This window comes from Halomonas piscis (assembly GCF_031886125.1).
Classification (GTDB): Bacteria; Pseudomonadota; Gammaproteobacteria; order Pseudomonadales; family Halomonadaceae; genus Vreelandella; species Vreelandella piscis.
Genome location: NZ_CP119391.1, coordinates 1,331,432 through 1,347,826, shown reverse-complemented (window position 1 = coordinate 1,347,826; position 16,395 = coordinate 1,331,432). Strand labels below are relative to the sequence as shown.

Genomic DNA, 16,395 nt, shown 5'->3' with positions numbered 1-16,395 from the left:
ACCATGTTCGGAAAACTGAGTCTGGAGGCGATCCCCGTCCACGAGCCCATCATCATGGGCACCGTTGCGGCTATTGCGGTAGTGGCAGCGCTGCTGCTGGGGGCGATCACCTACTTCAAGAAATGGCAGTACCTGTGGTCGGAGTGGATTACCACCGTCGATCACAAGAAACTCGGCATCATGTATTTTCTCGTCGCCCTGGTCATGCTGGTGCGCGGCTTCTCCGATGCCATCATGATGCGCAGCCAGCAGGCGCTGGCCGCCGGGGGCGCGACGGGCTATCTGCCGCCCGAGCACTTTGACCAGATCTTCACCGCCCACGGTGTGATCATGATCTTCTTTGTCGCCATGGCCATGGTCATCGGCCTGATGAACCTGGTGGTGCCGCTGCAGATCGGCGCCCGGGACGTGGCCTTTCCCTTTCTCAACAACCTGAGCTTCTGGCTGTTTGCCGCCGGCGTGGTGCTGGTCAACCTGTCGCTGTTCATCGGCGAGTTCGCCAAGACCGGCTGGCTGGCCTACGCGCCGCTATCGGAGCTGCAGTACAGTCCCGACGTCGGGGTGGACTACTGGATATGGGCGCTGCAGATATCGGGAATCGGCACCACGCTTACCGGCATCAATTTCTTTGTGACCATTCTCAAGATGCGCACCAAAGGCATGAAGATGTTTCGCATGCCGATCTTCACCTGGACGTCGCTGTGCGCCAACGTACTCATTATCGCGGCGTTCCCGATCCTCACCGCGAGCATCGCCATGCTCACCCTGGATCGCTACTTCGGCATGCACTTCTTCACCAATGACTTTGGCGGCAACATGATGATGTACGTCAACCTCATCTGGGCCTGGGGCCACCCCGAGGTGTATATCCTGGTGCTTCCGGCCTTTGGCGTGTTCTCCGAAGTCACCTCGACGTTTGCGCGCAAGCGGCTGTTCGGCTATACCACCATGGTGTGGGCCACGGTGTGCATCACAGTGCTGTCGTTCATCGTCTGGCTGCACCACTTTTTCACCATGGGGGCCGGTGCCAACGTCAACGCCTTCTTCGGCATTGCCACGATGATCATCGCCATCCCCACCGGGGTGAAGATCTTCAACTGGCTGTTCACCATGTACCGCGGCAGCCTGCAGTTCACCTCGCCGATCCTGTGGACGCTGGGCTTTATCGTGACCTTTACGCTCGGCGGCATGACCGGCGTGATGCTTGCGGTGCCCGGCGCCAATTTCGTCTTGCACAACAGCCTCTTTGTCATCGCCCACTTCCACAACGTCATCATCGGCGCCGTGGTCTTCGGCATGATGGCAGGGCTCACCTACTGGTTCCCCAAGGCCTTCGGCTTCACCCTGAACGAAAAATGGGGCAAGCGCGCCTTCTGGTGCTGGTTCATTGGCTTCTACACCGCTTTCATGCCGCTTTACGTACTGAGCTTCTACGGTGCCGCGCGGCGCATGCAGAGCTATGCCAACACCGACTGGCAGCCGCTGATGATCGTCGCCTGGGTGGGTGCCGTGATCATCATGGCGGGCATTGCCTGCACGGTGATCCAGCTCTACGTCAGCGTGCGCGACCGCAAGCAGAACCTGGACGTCACCGGCGACCCCTGGGACGCGCGGACCTTCGAGTGGTCCACCTCGTCTCCGGCGCCGTTCTACAACTACGCCCATCTCCCGGTCGTCACCGGTATCGACAGCTTCTGGGCAGACAAGCAGCGAAACGGCGCCGAGGCCCTGCTCAGCCACGGGCCCTACGAGGACATCCACATGCCCAAAAACACCGTGGCCGGCCCGGTCATGGGTATCCTCAGCATCGTTCTCGGCTTTTCCCTGGTGTGGCATATCTGGTGGCTGGCCGCGCTTAGCGGTGCGGGCATCTTCATGGCCTTTTTGATGCGCGTGTTCAACGACGACATCGACTACCACGTCCCCGCCGCCGAGGTCGAGCGCATCGAGCGCGAACACCGCGAGCGCTTCCTGCGTCGCGACGAACTCGAGCACAACACCCACCGCGTGGAGGTACGGGCATAATGGCAACCACAACCATGACTAACCAGCACGCTCCGGCGAAAGCCCAGGACCACCACGCCGACGCTCACGACGACGGCGGCAAAACGGTCTTTGGCTTCTGGGTCTACCTGATGAGCGATCTGGTGATCTTCGGCTCGCTGTTCGCCACCTACGCCGTGCTCTCCGGGGGCACGGCCGGCGGCCCCTCGGGGCGGGAGATCTTCGAACTGCCCTTTGTGCTGGTCGAGACCTTCCTGCTGCTGTTTTCGAGCTTCACCTACGGTATGGCCGTGCTTTCGATGAACGCCGACAGGGCCGGCCAGGTCAAGGCCTGGCTGGGCATTACCTTTCTGCTCGGCGCGGCCTTTGTGGGCATGGAGCTCTTTGAGTTCCACCATCTGATCGAGGAAGGCTTCGGCCCGGATCGCAGCGCCTTTCTTACCGCGTTCTTCACCCTGGTGGGCACTCACGGGCTGCACGTCACCTTCGGCCTGATCTGGATTGCCGTGATGCTGGTTCAGGTGTCCACCAAGGGGCTTAACAACATGACGCGCCCGCGAATCATGTGCCTGAGCCTTTTTTGGCACTTTCTGGACATCGTCTGGATCTGCGTCTTTTCTTTCGTCTACCTGATGGGAGTGCTGTGATATGAGCGATTCGCATACCGCGCCGGGCGGCGCCAGCCACGGCAGCGTCAAGACCTACGTCACGGGGCTGATCCTCTCCATTGTGCTGACGGTCATTCCCTTTGCCGCGGTGATGAGCGGGGCCTTCAACACCGCGACGACGGTGCTCGTTATCGTGGCCATGGCCATCGCCCAGATACTGGTGCAGCTGGTGATGTTCATGCACATGAACACCAAGTCCGACGAAGGCTGGAACCTGACGTCGTTTGTCTTTACGCTCACTATACTGGCCCTGGTCGTGGGAGGTTCGCTGTGGATCATGCATCACCTGCATCTCAACATGATGATCGGCTAGTGGCGACGCCGAGTCGTTTTCAGGACTTTGTCACCCTGACCAAGCCGGGCATCATCGGCGGCAACGTCATCTCGGTGATGGGCGGCTATTTTCTCGCCGCCCGGGGTGAGTTCGACGCCTGGCTGTTTCTTGCCACCCTGGCAGGGCTTGGCCTGGTGATTGCCTCGGGGTGCGCCTACAACAACGTCATCGACCGCGATATCGACGCCATCATGCGCCGTACCCAAAACCGCCCGCTGGTACAGGGGCGGATTACCCCGGCGGCAACGCTGGTATTTGCCACCCTGCTGGGACTGGGCGGCTTCGGCCTTCTTGCCCTGGGCACCAACGCGCTGACGGTAGGGCTTGCCGCCTTCGGCTTTGCCATCTATGTCGGTGCCTACAGCCTCTACATGAAGCGCCACTCGGAGTTCGGCACCCTGGTGGGCAGCCTCTCCGGCGCGGTACCGCCGGTGGTGGGCTACTGCGCGGTGAGCGGGCAGTTCGATACCGGGGCGATGACCCTGCTGGCGATCTTCTGCCTGTGGCAGATGCCCCACTCCTACGCCATCGCCATTTTCCGGCGCGAAGACTACCGCGCGGCGTCGATTCCGGTGCTGCCGGTGGTGCGCGGCATCGAGACCGCCAAGCACTACATCCTCGGCTACATTCTGGCCTTTGTGGTAGCCACGCTGACCCTCAGCCTGGCGGGCTACGCCGGCGTGGGCTACTTCGCCGTCGCCCTGGTAATGGGGGTCTACTGGCTCTACCTGGGGCTTGAAGGCTACAAGGCCAGGGACGACGAGAAATGGGCCAGGCAGGTGTTCGGCTTTTCCATCCTTACCATCACCGCGCTCAGCGTGATGATGTCGGTGGACTCGAGCCTCGCGCCCAACGTGGCGCTGTGGACCTCGCTGTAACCCGGGGCTGACGCCCTCGACGCAAAACCGCGCGGCCCTGTCGGGTCGCGCGGTTTTTTTGTGGAGGTCAAGTAAACAGCACAACGCTTTGATGGCTTGTCGTACAAGCGAATGCCGAATCAGGAAGATAGTGTTTCAACACAGCATTCGCGCAATAAATTGCGCTTATATGGACCCGTCCTGTTGTGCAAGCCAGAAGCAACAACGCATAAGAGTGAGGACTGCACGCTTATATCCGGCCTATTGATGGCACTTGCCGTGCCTGGCCCTGATGGAATACGCGCTCTCTGCTCTGATCTCCCACTCGGCCTCGTGATGGGCCTGCGCACTTTACAGAGTGACAGAAAGCCGGTCTGACCCGTTATGCCATCGAAGCATCTCGCCTGCGCAACCTCGGGGTTGGGTAACTTATCGCATGCTAAGCTATATTCCCTGTTTGTTCGGTATCATCAAGCGGCCTCCTGTGGCTGATAGCGCCGTTCATGGGCCAATAGCGACCAGCAAATCCGCGCCATCTTGTTCGCCAGGGCCACAATGGCCTTGCGTTGCCCAAGACGCGCCGCTAACGAGCAGGCCCAACGGGACAGCCGGTCGGGATGTTCCTGACGTTGGAACTGGCGTAATGCCGCGCGGGCACCGTGCACCAACTGCTTTCGAACCTCGCCATTGCCGCGTTTGGTGATCCCCATCAACTGGTTGCGACCCCCGCTGGAATGCTGGCGTGGCACTAGGGTGTGTTAACAATCATTAGTTTCGTTTAAACTGATTTAGTATTCATAGATTTTGGTGGGCCATGAGTCGGTTGAAGTTACGCGATGATCAGTGGGAGCGAATCGAGCACCTGCTCCCCGGCAAAGCCTCAGACTGTGGGGTAACTGCCAAGGACAATCGCCTGTTCGTGGAAGCCGTGCTCTGGATCGCTCGGACCGGCGCCCCGTGGCGTGATCTTCCCGAATCTTTTGGGCGCTGGCACACCGTCTACATGCGGTATAACCGTTGGTCACGAAAGGGCGTTTGGCAGCGTATTTTTGACACAGTAGCCGACGATCCCGATCTAGAGCAGCTGATGATCGACGGTAGCATCGTCAGGGTGCACCAGCATGGAGCGTCAAAAAAAACACGCAAGACGTCGAAGCCATGGGCAAATCTCGAGGCGGATTGAGCACCAAAATTCATGCCGCAGTCGATGCGTTAGGTAACCCAGTACGATTGGTTCTCACACCGGGCCAGGCGTCGGAGTATGGTGCTGCTCCCGCTCTACTGGAAGGTTTTTCCCCGCAAGCGGTGCTGGGCGACAAGGGGTATGACTCCACTGCTCTGCGGGACATGATTCAGGCCGCAGGTGCCGAGCCGGTGATTCCTCCGAAAAAGAATCGTTTGGCGCGCATTGAAGTAGACTGGCACTGTTACCAAGATCGCAATCTGGTGGAGAGGTTCTTTCAGAAAATCAAGAAGTTCCGGCGGTTATCTACACGCTATGAGCGACTGGCAAGAAACTACCAGTCACTCCTCTGCCTCGTGTCAGCCGCCATATGGCTGGCCTAATTGTTAACGCCCCCTAGCCCCAACGAGGCGCTGAACTGACGTCCGTTGGGGAATCGCGCCGGATCGCCCAGATGGCTGAACAACAGCGTCGCATTGATCGGGCCGATGCCGGGCAGACTCATCAGCCGCTGCATGTCATCTGATGCCCTGGCCAGACGCTGCAGACGCTTGTCATAGCGCGCGATCCGGGCATCGTTCTCGAGCCATTGATCGAGCAGGTCGTTCAGCAGGGTGTAGAGTTCTTCCCCCAGCCGTGCCCGTTGCTCGTCCAGCCGCTCACGAATAACGCCCTGGCGTATCACCGCGTGCCCCTGCGACACGATTAGACCAAACTCGCCCAGCAGGCCGCGCAGCTCGTTGCCGACGGCGGTGCGTTCGCGCACTAACCGACTGCGTACTCGGTGCACTGCTTGCAGGGACTGTTGTGCTTCCGTCTTGATCGTCACTCGAGGCGTGGCCGGGCGCGCCGCGGCCTCGGCGATAGCCGCGGCATCGCGCGCATCGTTCTTGTGGCCCAGCACGAAGGGCTTGACCGCCTGCGGTGGCAGTAGTTCGGCCTCATGGCCCAGCGTGCCAATGTCTCTCGCCCAGTAATGAGCGGAGCCGCACGCTTCCATGGCGACGTGGCAAGGCGGAATTTGGGCCAGCGTCAAGCGTAACTTCTCTCGCCGGACTTGCTTGCTGAATACTTTGTGACCGTGCGCATCCACGGCATGCAGTTGAAAAACGTGTTTCGCCAGGTCAATGCCTATAATGCTAATCTGTTTCATGGATGGATCCTCCTTCACCGATGCCGTCAGTGTTCTGTGCACTGCTGGCTAGATGTTATATCCAGCTTGGCACAGAAGGACGGGTCCATCCCATTTCCCACCACGTAGCGAAGATAGCAACAAGCTCGGGCTATTGGCGAATGGTGGGAGCTGAATTTATTCAGCGAAGATCAAGCCACATCGCCAGAATACAGGGACGAGCCAACATTGCCCGTGGCCTGCCGGATTTACGCCTTACGCGCCCGATACACCTTGAACCGGCGGTTGTCGGCGAGCGTTTCAAACTTGCCCAGGGCACGCTCCAGGGGCCCGGCGTAGGGCAGAAAGGCGTTGGCCACCAGCACCAGCTGCCCGCCCCGGTTCAGCCGCTCGGCGGCCTGGCCGATCAGCCGGCCGGCGGGCCCGTAGTCGATGTTGCGCTCCTGATGAAACGGCGGGTTGCTGACAATCGCATCAAAACGCTCGCCCTCTTCAAGCCCTGCGTAGACATCGCTTGCCAGCACCCGACCTTCAAGGCCGTTTTGCGCAAGCGTTCGCCGGGTCGCCTCCACCGCAAAGTGGCTAACGTCCACAGCGGTGACATCGTGCCCCCGACGGGCAAGCCAGGCGCTGATGATGCCGTCGCCGCAACCCACGTCGAGTACGCTGAGCGACGCCCCACCCAGCTCGCTTTCCAGCGTGTCGAGCAGCAGCGCGGTGCCCTCGTCCACCTTGCCGTGGCCGAATACGCCGGGGTGGCTGGCAAGCGTTACCTCACCGATGCCGAAGGTTTGCCAGGCAGCCTCTTCCGCCGGTGCAGCGCTTTTTTGCGTTTCGCTGACAAACACCGAACAGCGCCGGGCGCTGTCGCGCTTTTCCCACGCCATGCCGCGCTCGGCGAGCATTTTTGCCGCCCGGCGCACCCCGCCGCCGTGCTCACCCACTACGGCAAGGGGTGTGCTATCGGGCAGCGAGCGGTTGAGCCAGTCCAGCCACCAGCCGGCCAGCTTTAACGCCTTGGGCCAGAACAATACCGCCGCCGGCACTGCCTCTTCTTGCACACCCAGCGGCGGTACGGCCGGCCGGCCCGCCGCGCGAGACCGCGACAGCAGACGCTCATCGGCGCTGATGACGCCGCCAGCAGCGTGCCACACCCAGGGATCGTCCGGCGGGGCCACGGCGTAAAAGCCGGCAAAATCAGGGTCTTCGGCAAAGGCGGGGCGGTCAAGCAGCTGGCAGCTGGGCGTCTGGGCACTCATTCAGGACTCTCCGGTGACTCAAGGTGGGAAGATAGCTTGCGCAGGGTGCGACTTGTACAAGGTGTATAGCAAATAGCGGCCCAGCCGCCAGTGCGGATCAACCCGGCAGTAGGTACGTTCCAGCGCTTCCAGCGTGGCCATATCGGCGTCGTCCGCCGGCGGCTCGCGCAGATAGTCCTGGAAGATGCGAACCCCCGCCGCGGCCTGGATCTCGAGCCCCGCGGCAGCAGCAAAGCGCTGGATATCGGCGTGGGTCAGCGGGCTGATCGGGGTGAGACGAGCGCCCCGCCCCCAGCCCTCCAGGCGGTCGTCCAGCGCCTTTTGCCGATTGCCCTTGACCACGTTGGAAAAGCGCAGCGCGTCGCGGTTGAACACCATCAGGCTCAGCTGGCCGCCGGGCGCCAGCAGCCGGCTCAACGACTGCAGCGCCGCGCCGGGGTCGCCCAGCCATTCAAGCACCGCGTGGCAGAATATCAGCGGCCAGGGGCCGGGGGCGCGCGCTTCCAGCGCCTGCAGCGGTGCCTGCAGGAACGCGATGCGCCGGGCAAAGGGCTCCCCGGCAAGCGCTCGGCGGGCGTAGGCCAGCATGTCGGCGGAGGGCTCGGCAAGCGTCACCGGGTGGCCGCGCCGAGCCAGCCAGGCGGCCTGCTGGCCCAGCCCCGCGCCCACGTCCAGCGCCGGCTGGCCGTCAAGGGCCAGCATGTCGGGGAGAAGCTCGTCGAGCAGCGCCAGGCGCAGCGCGCCCCGAGGGGTGCTGTACAGCGAGCGGGCAAACTTCTCCGCCATGCCGTCAAAGTAGCGATCGCCGGCGGGCGTCAGCTCAGCGGCTTTTGCGGGGGCACAAGCGATAGACTTCACGGGAACGGGGCTCGGTATCACTGGGGGAGACGATAGCGCGACAGATTATGGGCTTCTGGCGCTGCGATCAAGATAGACGACCTGTTTGCAGGCGGTAAACGGTCGGCCGGAGATTTGCTAGACTGTTTCCAGGGCCATCTCTTATCAGCCGGCAATCCTCGGTTAACACCCCTCAGTTAACAACAAGGAGAAGGCACAGTGAGCTACTCGATTGCGCTCAAGCGCGTGTATGCCCCCGCCGAGGCGGACGACGGCACCCGAGTGCTGGTGGACCGCCTGTGGCCCCGGGGCAAGGCGCAAGACGCGCTCGCGCTGAGCGCCTGGCATCCGGAGGCGACGCCCACCAACGCGCTGCGACGCCAGTACCGGCGCGATCGGCGCAGCAAGGCAGCATTCGACACCCGCTACGGTCTGGAGCTTGCCGACAACGAGGACCTGCTGCTGCCGCTGATGCGCTATGCTCGAACCGGGCGCCTGACGCTGTTAACCGCCAGCCGGCGTATCGAGGATTCTCATCTGCCGGCGCTGCGCGAGAGCGTGCTGCAGGCGCTGGAAAAGGAAGACGCCGCTGACCGTGACCCGGTGGCGTCGCCGCCCTGCTACGCCCACGAACTCGACCGGTAACCGCAACGGTCAGGAGGGAAGGCGCCCTTCCCGGGCCAGCCGGCGACGCACCCAGCGCTTGTAAACCGCGGTCAGCACGGGCTTGACGCCCGGCAGCGCCATGAAAAAAGCTGCCGGGCGCAGCCGGGTCACCCGCTTCATCAGCAGCACGTAGGCGTCGATACCCTCGTATAAGCGCCCCTCGGCGTCTTCCAGATGCAGCGACAAAAGCGCCACCTCGGGGTCCACGCCGATGGCGTGCAGGTGCTCGCCGTACTCGTTGAGATCGCACCAGGTAACCGTATCGCCGGTTTCGCCGGCCCACTGCTCGTAGCGGGCACGGTCGCGCCGGCAGATGGGGCAGGCGCCGTCGTAATACACGTAAAGCTGCGTCAGTCTCTGTTTCTGGCTCATGTCCACCTCCCGGTTGTCATGCCCGCCGCCGGCCCACTCCCGGCAGGCCTCTCCCTCCACCATAAGCCGGCACAGTCACAATGCAAAGAACCGGCAAGCCGGCAGGTCAGCGACGAGGCGACGGCGTCTCGAGGGTTCCGGGGGTCAAACTTTCCGCGTCCGCCTCGAAAAGCTCCTGCAGTTCGCGGTTGGCCTGGGCGTGGCTTTGTGGCTGCTGCTGCTCCTCCCGGGACGCCTCCATCTGCCGCATCAGGGTGTGCTCGTCGTGCTGGCGGAAGGTCTCGATGGTATGCCGGGCGATCTCGTCCTTGACGCCAAGCTCCGTTAACACCCGCCGGGTCATCTCGAGACTCGACAGCAGCAGCTCGCGAATCACCACGGAGACGCCCAGGCGCATCAGCTGCTGGGCATGGTAGCGATCCCGCGCCCGGGCCAGCAGCCGGGCCCGGGGGAAGCGCCGCCGAATGAGGCCGGCCACGCGCAGGGACATGTCTACCTCGCTTACTGCCAGCACCAGCAGATGCGCGCGCCCGGCCCCGGCGGCTTCCAGCAGGTCGAGCCGCGAGGCATCGCCGAAATACACCTGGTGGCCGTAGCGGCGGACAAAATCCACCCGCTCGGGGTCGCTGTCCAACACCGTGAAGGGGATCTGCAGGTTCTGCAGCACCCGCCCGACGACCTGGCCAAAGCGGCTGAAGCCGATGATCAGCACCCGGGGCTCGTGGTCCCGGGGTCGGTCGAATTCGCGGGTCGGCCTTTTGTGCGCCAGCAGCCCCGAGCGCAGCGCCAGGGCGTTGATCAAGGGTGCCAGCGCAATGGATAGCGACACGATCAGGATCAGCGTATCGACCAGCGACGCCTCCAGCACGCTGGCGGAGAGCGCCGCAGAGAACAGCACGAAACCGAACTCGCCGCCGTGCCCCATCAGCACCCCCAACCGCAGCGCGACGGTCCAGGGCCGGCGATACAGCCGCGTCGCCACCACCAGCATGAGAAACTTGAGCACGGACAGCCCGATGACGAACAGCAGGATGCGCAGCGGATGTTCCAGCAGCAGCCCGACCTGGGCGGTCATGCCCACCGCCATGAAGAAAAGCCCCAGCAGCAGGCCCTTGAACGGCTGGATATCGGCCTCGATGGCCGGGCGGTACTCCGAGTCCGCCAGCAGCACGCCGGCCACAAAGGCTCCCAGCGCCATGGACAGCCCCGCCTGCTCCATCAGCAAAGCCGCCCCCAGCACCACCATCAGGGCGGCGGCGAGGAACATTTCGCGGCTGCGCATTTTGGCTACCTGGTGGAATAGCGGGCGCAGCAAATAGCGCCCGCAGAGGATCAGCAGCGCAAAGGCGCCGATGCCCAGCACAATCTCCCGGACAATCTCGGACGAGTTGCCGTTCAGGTTCGCCCCGGCGCCGAGAAAAGGAATCAGCGCCAGCACCGGAATCGTCGCCATGTCCTGAAACAGCAGAATGGAAAAGGCATAGCGGCCCTGGCGGCTCTGCAGCTCGCCGCCCTCGCCCAGCAGCTGCAGCACCAGCGGCGTCGAGCTCAGCCCCAGACCGAAACCGACAATCAGCGCCGCCGTGGGCGACAGCCCCAACAGCCAGGCAACGAGGGCGATGGCCAGGCTGGCGGTGAGCAGCTGCAGGCCGCCGAAGACAAACACCGACTGGCGCATCAGCTTCAGCCGGGAAAGCTTGAGCTCCAGGCCGATGATAAACAGCAGAAACACAATGCCGATCTGGGAAAACCCCAGCACCTGTTCCGGTTCGCGCACCAGGCCCAGCGCCGCCGGGCCGATAGCCACCCCCGCCAGCAGGTACCCCAACACTTCGCCAAGGCCCAGCCACTTGCACAGCGGCACCACCGCCACCGCCGCGACCAGAAACACCAGGGCAGAATACAGCAGTCCGGTTTCCACAAGCGCCTGCTCCAGAGTGAAATGGCAAGTCGATCGGCCAGCGTGCTGCTAGTGGCTGTAGCTAGCGGCATGCGCCGAACCCGCCCATGGCCAAATGAAAATGGTTGGCATGAGCGGCGTTATAGTCCGGCCCCAGCACCGTGGCAAAGTGGCGGCAGGCACCGCGATGAAGCGCCCTGAGAAACCGGCCGCGCTCGTCCTCGTGCTGCCAGCCTTCGAGCACGCTGATACGGCGGCCGTCCTCCAGGCCAAACGCCGCCACGTCCAGCGCGTCCGCCGTGGCATGGGCGCTGCGCCGGGCATTCTTGCGCCCGTAGACGTTGCGGCAGGCAAAGCTGCCGTAGTGCTCCACCCGGCTGACCGGGCTGCCCAGATGCTCCCTGGCGGCCGGCTGCAGCACGTGATGTTCGAACATCAGCCAGCCAAGCGCCAGCGGGCAGCTGGCCACAAAGCGACGGTTGAACGCCACGCCGCTGGCGTTCAGGCGCACCACGTTGGTCAGCGGGCAGTCGGGCACCGGCGTGTAATCCTCAAGCGCCAGATAGTCGAGCGAGCTGTCCGGCAGGCGCTCAAGCGCTGCCAGGCAGCCCTCGCGGTCGCCGTTGAGCCGGCTGGTTTTCCAGCCGGTCACCGGCGTTACCGGATCCCGAATACGCAGCGGCGCGAACGGATCCCACTCCCGGGGAACCTCCCAGAGGCCCTTGTCGAGGGCCACGCCAATGGCGATCAGCACCAGGCAAGCGAGGAGTCGCTTCACCGAGAGGAGGCGTCGTCGCGGGCCCGCTGCATCCGCTCGATGGCGTCACTGCCCTCGCGGGAAAGCGCCTCCAGACGGCTGACCTGCTCTGCCAGCTGCGGCAGCGCCTCGCGGCGATAGCGCGACACGTCGTCAACGGCCGCCATAACGTCGCCAAAGGCCTGCTCGAGCTTTTCCATGTCGAGCATCGCCGACCCGGCGCGGGTCTGGATGTCCGCCCCCTGGCGGCGCAGCGACTGGGCGGTGCCGGCGATCATGTCCGAGGTGGTGGCGTTGAGCGCCTCGACCTTGTCCAGCACCAGCCGCTGGTTGGCAAGCCCCAGCGCCACGGTCACGGCAACGCTCAGCGCCGACACGGTGACGTTGATCGCCCTGTCCACCCCGCGCATCAGCTCGCGGTTGTTACGGATGAGCACCTCCAGCGCCAGCACGCCCTGCTGGCTGACCGCCCGCTGCTGCTGAAGATCGACCACGCGCTGGCGCAGCGGAAACACAAGCTCTTCTTCGATAAAGCCACGCTCGGGGTCTTCCGGCGGCAGCGCTTCGGCGCTCGACACCAGGCGCCGATCGATCATCTGACCCAGCTCGATCTGCTCCTGGAGCTTGTCAACGGCGTTTTCCAGCGCCTGCTGGTCGTCCGCCAGGGTGAGGTTGTCGCGGCCCAGCCTGTCCTTGCCCGACTCCAGCTCGTGGATGATGGCGTCCAGCGCCTGCTGGGCACTTTCATATTTTTGAAAATAGCGCTCAAGACCGGTGCTCATGCCGGGGATAAACCTCAGCACGCGATCGATCCCCCGCCGGGAAAGCCGATGGCGCTGGGGGTCAAGCTCGCGCATGCGGCCTTGCAGCCCGGCCAGCGCCTGGGCTACCGGCCCGCCTTCCTCGCCCTGCTCGGCAAGCGTGCGCATGGGCGTTTTGAGCAGCTCGCTGTGATAGGCGGCCTGGCGCTGGACGTCGTAGCCCAGCTCGTCCACGTGGCGGCGCCGGGCCTGGCGCTCCTGCCCTTCGGCCAGCAAGGCCTCGGCAAAGCGTTTCGCCTCATCCGCCAGGCGCTCCTCATCGGAGGCGGCAGAAGTCCTGCGCTCAAGCTCGGCGGCAACGTCTTCTGCCGGCGGCAGATACAGTGCCTGATGACGGGGATCCTGCGGCGTGGACATAAATCGGGCATCCTTCTTGGGCAAGAGAATAACTCAACAAGACTACGGCCAGGCCGTCGAGTTCAACTGCGGCGGCTATAGCGCTCTGCTCCGGCGACGAAGCGCTGCAGGTCATCCAGCGCCTGATCGGCGCTGACGGATGCCTGGGGGCGACGCGTATCCACCCGGGCCATGGCCACCGCCATATTGTCCAGCGCGGTCAGCGCGGCCTCATTGCGGCCGCCAAGCTCGCTGAGCTGCCGCCGGGTGTCTTCCACCAGCGCCAGGCGGCGCTCCAGAGCCAGGCGCTCCGCCTGGCTCAGCCGCTCGCCTTCGCGAGCCAGCCGCCGGCGCGCGCTCTCGGCGTCCACCCCCGCCACCCCGCTGGCCCGGGCCGCCATGGCGGTCAGGTTGTCCACCGCGGTCAAGCACACTTCGGCGACCAGCGAGCGCGCGCGCTCAAAGGCCAGCTCGCCTGGGTCGAAGCGCTCTAAAAGTACCGCCATGGCCTTGCGATAGCGGCCGTAAAGCTGGTCCGCCTGCCCGGCAACCGCCGGCTGCCGAGCCGCCAGCAGACGCTTCTTGGCCTCGCAGAGCGCCAGGGTAACGTCATCCGCGTCTGCCGGTGGCTGCGCCGGATCGAGGCTTTCCTCGCCTCTTTGTCGAGCCTGGCGGGCCTGCTCTGCCCGGCGAGCAGCGCTTTCGCGCTCGCGGCGGGCTTTCTCCCGCCGCTGCCGGCGCCTTTGCCGCCAGAGGCGCCAGCGGCGTTCCAGCGGAACCGCCACGGCCACCGCGCCAAGCCCCGCCAGCCAGCCGCCGAGCGACGGCCCGAAACCGCCCCACAGCGACGTCAGCCACAAAAGCCCGGCTACAAAAGGCACGGCAAGCCCGTAGCGGGCAACCGCCTGCAAGCGCGTGGGTCGCAGCGTGCCCAGGGCGCGGTGCGGACTTGCCAGTCCGATCACCAGCCAGGGCAGACAGGAAAGAAACAGGCCGTAGGAGAAACCTTGAAGAAATGCCAGCATAGGGCGTCAAATCCGGTAGACAAGCAGACCTCAGTGTAAAGCAAGGACACTAGGGCGTGTTGACGTTTCACATGGGCAGCCATAAAAAGCCGCAGGCCAAGGCCACCATGCTTTCGTAGTTTCGCTTGAGCTTGTCGTAACGCGTTGCGATGGCGCGATACGGCTTCAATCGAGCAAAGGCATTCTCAACCAGATGCCGATAGCGATATAAGCCTCTGTCCAGATTGGCATTTCCTTTCTTTGAGTTGCGTTTGCGTGGAATGACGGCAGCCATGCCCTTGGCTTCGATCTGTCCACGGATACGCTCGCTGTCATAGCCCTTGTCAGCCACCAATGCATCACCCGCTGGCAAATCGTCAATCAATGCCCGGGCTTCCGTGCTGTCGTGCACCTCACCCCCGGTTATTCTGAAGGTGATCGGTAGCCCATAGGCATCTACGGTCAAGTGGATCTTGCTGGTATTGCCTGCACGACTTTTGCCAATGGCTTCTGCGTCTTCCGTGGCAGCTCCGGTGCTGTCCTGGTGGGCCTTGACGTAGGAGCCATCAATGAACAGCCACTCAACATCAGGCTCCTCCACCAGAGAGCTGAAAAGCCTCATCAGCTTTCCACTCGCTGACCAGGCGTTAAAACGCTTGTAGACCGTGTTCCAGGGGCCAAACGTCTCCGGTAGGTCCCGCCACGGGCAGCCGGTGCGCATCCGATAAAGGATGCCTTCTATCGTGGTACGCAAGTCGGCCTTGTCATAAATACCTTGTTGAAGCAGGATAGGTTTCAGCTTCGACCAGTGTTCATCCGTGAGCATTTGTCGGGGCATGGCAGGCTTGCAGTTTGTTGGTGTGGGAACCTTTATTCTGCGAGCTTGCCCCTATCCTGCCAATACCCCTGCCATGAAACGTCAACAGGCCCTAGCAAAGCGTAACGCCGGGTGCTGCAGCACTTTGACGCAGATCATGCATTCCTAATGCGTTTTTCGTATGCTGGGGCGCATTCCCCAGCAAAACCGTCAGGAATAGCCCATGAAGGAAACGACTCTGCTTCGCCGCCTGCCGCTCATGCGCCTGGCGTTCCGCCCCTTTTTCCTGCTCGGTGCCGTGTTCAGCGTACTTGCCCTGCTTGCCTGGCTGGCCTTCTGGCACGGCAATCTCTGGCTTTCGCCTTACGGCGGCATGTTCTGGTGGCATCCTCACGAAATGCTGTTCGGCTTTGGCAGCGCCATTATCGTCGGCTTTTTGCTCACCGCCGTGCAGAACTGGACCGGCCGGCCCGGACTGAGTGGCTGGCCGCTTGCCGGGCTTGCCGCGCTGTGGCTTTTGGCGCGCGTGCTGCTGGCCTACGGCGATTCGCTGCCGGCGACGCTGCTGATTACCCTGGACGTGGCCTTTCTGCCCCTGGCGGCGCTGGCCATGGCCCGGCGCGTGGTCGCCGTACGCATGTGGCGCAACCTGGCGTTTGTGCCGCTGCTGCTAGCCCTGGCCTGTGCCAACGGTTTTATGCACCTGGGCGCGCAGCAGGGTGACGGCACGCTGATGCGCGAAGCCAGCCACTCTGCCATGCTGCTGATCGTGCTGGTCATGACGCTGCTCGGCGGGCGGGTGATCCCGTTCTTTACCTCGCGCAAGCTAGGCATCGAGCAGCCCGTCAGGCTGCGCCCGCTGGAAGCGGCCAGCCTGGGCGGCGTTGTCGCCGTGCTGGCGCTGCAGATACTTGCCGCTGCGGGACTGGGGCCGGCCCACGCCCTGCTGGTGCCGGCGCTGCTGGTCGCGGCCACGGCCAACGCCTGGCGGCTGTCGCGCTGGTATCACGTCAGAATCCTGCGCGAGCCGCTGCTGTGGGGGCTGCACGCCAGCTACGCCTTCATCCCGCTGGGGCTTTTCATGTGGGCCGTCGAGCACGCCGGCGGCCAGCGGATCGAAACCGCGCTGCACGCGCTCGCCATCGGCGGCATGGGCACCATGATGCTGTCGATGATGTCCCGGGTATCGCTGGGCCATACCGGGCGCATCATCCGCACTCTGCCGGGTATCGGGATCGCCCTGGGCCTGATGCTCTTCGCCGCGCTGATGCGCTCGGCGTGGCTATGGCTGTATCCGCAAACCAGCCACTGGGTGTACAGCCTGACCATTATCGCGTGGTGCCTAAGCTATCTGGCCTTTATCCTGTACTATGTGATCCCCTTGACAAGCGCGCGGCCGGACGGCAAGGCCGGCTAGCGCCGTCCGGGCATCGTACGCCTTGATCCCG

General features: G+C 63.6%; 17 protein-coding genes. 7 read left to right on the top strand and 10 right to left on the bottom strand.

What is annotated here, in order from left to right; genetic code table 11:
* Nucleotides 1-3 precede the first annotated feature (3 nt).
* From cyoB to cyoE, 4 genes are read left to right on the top strand one after another with little or no spacing between them, the layout of a single operon-like run.
* The gene (gene cyoB, locus P1P91_RS06315) at nt 4-2,025 is read left to right on the top strand and encodes a cytochrome o ubiquinol oxidase subunit I (RefSeq protein WP_311885307.1); all 2,022 of its coding nucleotides are present in this window, start codon (nt 4-6) and stop codon (nt 2,023-2,025) included.
* On the top strand, nt 2,025-2,651 hold the full coding sequence (gene cyoC / locus P1P91_RS06310) for a cytochrome o ubiquinol oxidase subunit III (protein ID WP_311885305.1): 627 nt from the start codon (nt 2,025-2,027) through the stop codon (nt 2,649-2,651). Before cyoB ends, cyoC begins: the two co-directional genes overlap by 1 nt.
* A gap of 1 nt (nt 2,652) precedes the next feature.
* On the top strand, nt 2,653-2,985 hold the full coding sequence (locus P1P91_RS06305) for a cytochrome o ubiquinol oxidase subunit IV (protein WP_311885303.1): 333 nt from the start codon (nt 2,653-2,655) through the stop codon (nt 2,983-2,985).
* Nucleotides 2,985-3,884 carry a heme o synthase gene (cyoE, locus tag P1P91_RS06300; RefSeq protein WP_311885301.1) on the top strand — a complete coding sequence of 300 codons (900 nt, stop codon included), beginning with the start codon at nt 2,985-2,987 and terminating at the stop codon, nt 3,882-3,884. The genes P1P91_RS06305 and cyoE overlap by 1 nt, the downstream gene beginning before the upstream one ends.
* A 449-nt stretch (nt 3,885-4,333) precedes the next feature.
* Here the strand turns inward: cyoE and P1P91_RS06295 are convergent, their stop codons facing one another.
* Nucleotides 4,334-4,573, bottom strand: a complete 240-nt coding sequence (locus tag P1P91_RS06295) for a hypothetical protein (RefSeq protein ID WP_311885300.1) — start codon at nt 4,571-4,573, stop codon at nt 4,334-4,336.
* A 104-nt stretch (nt 4,574-4,677) separates the two neighbouring features.
* On the opposite strand from P1P91_RS06295, the gene P1P91_RS06290 reads away from it, so the two are divergent.
* A protein-coding gene (locus P1P91_RS06290) for an IS5 family transposase (protein ID WP_407650535.1) occupies nt 4,678-5,429 on the top strand; the annotation gives its coding sequence in 2 pieces (ribosomal slippage) (nt 4,678-5,010 and nt 5,013-5,429; 750 coding nt in all).
* Here P1P91_RS06290 and P1P91_RS06285 read toward each other — a convergent pair.
* The 3 genes from P1P91_RS06285 to P1P91_RS06275 form a co-directional block, all read right to left on the bottom strand.
* Complete coding sequence (locus P1P91_RS06285) at nt 5,426-6,199, bottom strand: IS110 family RNA-guided transposase (protein WP_311885299.1); 774 nt, start codon at nt 6,197-6,199, stop codon at nt 5,426-5,428. The two genes, P1P91_RS06290 and P1P91_RS06285, sit on opposite strands and share 4 nt — an antisense overlap.
* Nucleotides 6,200-6,426: 227 nt before the next feature.
* Entirely contained in the window at nt 6,427-7,437 is a 1,011-nt protein-coding gene (locus P1P91_RS06280) for a methyltransferase (protein WP_311885298.1), read from the bottom strand.
* An 18-nt stretch (nt 7,438-7,455) separates the two neighbouring features.
* Complete coding sequence (locus tag P1P91_RS06275; protein WP_311885718.1) at nt 7,456-8,223, bottom strand: methyltransferase domain-containing protein; 768 nt, start codon at nt 8,221-8,223, stop codon at nt 7,456-7,458.
* Nucleotides 8,224-8,493: 270 nt separating this feature from the next.
* Between P1P91_RS06275 and P1P91_RS06270 the strand changes: the two genes are divergently transcribed.
* Nucleotides 8,494-8,919, top strand: coding sequence for a DUF488 domain-containing protein (locus P1P91_RS06270; RefSeq protein WP_311885297.1), 426 nt, complete (start codon nt 8,494-8,496; stop codon nt 8,917-8,919).
* 9 nt (nt 8,920-8,928) lie between these two features.
* Here the strand turns inward: P1P91_RS06270 and P1P91_RS06265 are convergent, their stop codons facing one another.
* From P1P91_RS06265 to P1P91_RS06240, 6 genes are all read right to left on the bottom strand, one after another.
* Nucleotides 8,929-9,312, bottom strand: coding sequence for a thiol-disulfide oxidoreductase DCC family protein (locus P1P91_RS06265; RefSeq protein WP_311885296.1), 384 nt, complete (start codon nt 9,310-9,312; stop codon nt 8,929-8,931).
* A 106-nt stretch (nt 9,313-9,418) separates the two neighbouring features.
* Nucleotides 9,419-11,233 (bottom strand): monovalent cation:proton antiporter-2 (CPA2) family protein, encoded by a 1,815-nt coding sequence (locus P1P91_RS06260; RefSeq protein WP_311885294.1) that lies wholly within the window; start codon nt 11,231-11,233, stop codon nt 9,419-9,421.
* Nucleotides 11,234-11,294: 61 nt separating this feature from the next.
* Complete coding sequence (locus P1P91_RS06255; protein WP_311885293.1) at nt 11,295-11,990, bottom strand: extensin-like domain-containing protein; 696 nt, start codon at nt 11,988-11,990, stop codon at nt 11,295-11,297.
* Entirely contained in the window at nt 11,987-13,147 is a 1,161-nt protein-coding gene (locus P1P91_RS06250) for a toxic anion resistance protein (RefSeq protein WP_311885292.1), read from the bottom strand. The genes P1P91_RS06255 and P1P91_RS06250 overlap by 4 nt, the downstream gene beginning before the upstream one ends.
* A gap of 62 nt (nt 13,148-13,209) precedes the next feature.
* Entirely contained in the window at nt 13,210-14,151 is a 942-nt protein-coding gene (locus tag P1P91_RS06245) for a cobyrinic acid a,c-diamide synthase (protein ID WP_311885291.1), read from the bottom strand.
* A gap of 67 nt (nt 14,152-14,218) precedes the next feature.
* The gene (locus P1P91_RS06240) at nt 14,219-14,968 is read right to left on the bottom strand and encodes an IS5 family transposase (RefSeq protein ID WP_311882126.1); all 750 of its coding nucleotides are present in this window, start codon (nt 14,966-14,968) and stop codon (nt 14,219-14,221) included.
* 202 nt (nt 14,969-15,170) lie between these two features.
* Here P1P91_RS06240 and P1P91_RS06235 point away from each other — a divergent pair, with 202 nt between their 5' ends.
* Complete coding sequence (locus P1P91_RS06235; RefSeq protein WP_311885290.1) at nt 15,171-16,364, top strand: NnrS family protein; 1,194 nt, start codon at nt 15,171-15,173, stop codon at nt 16,362-16,364.
* The last annotated feature ends 31 nt before the right edge of the window (nt 16,365-16,395 follow it).